This window comes from Streptomyces sp. SID13726 (assembly GCF_010548375.1).
GTDB lineage: Bacteria > Actinomycetota > Actinomycetes > Streptomycetales > Streptomycetaceae > Streptomyces.
Map to the genome: position 1 here is coordinate 1 of NZ_JAAGLY010000506.1, position 428 is coordinate 428.

Sequence of the window (428 nt, forward strand, 5' to 3'; positions counted from 1 at the left end):
CCGTGGAAGCCGATGTCACCGATGGGCGCGGTGATCTCGACGAAGAGCCCCAGTCGGCCGACGGAGGAGCGACCGAAGAGCAGGGGGACGAAGAGGTCGGATCCGACCTCCTCCAGGGTGTGGCCGAGGTACAGCTCGCCTGGCTGGAAGACGTGGCCGTCGTCGCCGATCTCCGTGCGGCGGGTGGGGTTCGGACGGTGGGTGTCGAGTACCTGGTCGGTGTAGGTGAGCAGGGTCCCGCCCAGGCGGACGTTGTAGCTGTTCGGGTTGACCTGGGTCGCCGTGAAGGGGGAGATGCGCAGCCGTCCGTCCTTCGAGGCGGAGGTGATCTCGGGGCCGGTGAGGATCACTGGTCGACTCCCTTGGTCAGGATGCTTCTGATCGCCGAGCCGAGGCTGAGGCCGGCGGGGTGGGATCGGCCGCCGAGA

At 68.2% G+C, this 428-nt stretch carries 1 pseudogene; it reads right to left on the reverse strand.

Annotation, left to right across the window (positions count from 1 at the left end):
- Positions 1-350: pseudogene (locus tag G3I78_RS48825) on the reverse strand (dCTP deaminase); the annotation flags it as partial.
- Positions 351-428 lie beyond the last annotated feature (78 nt).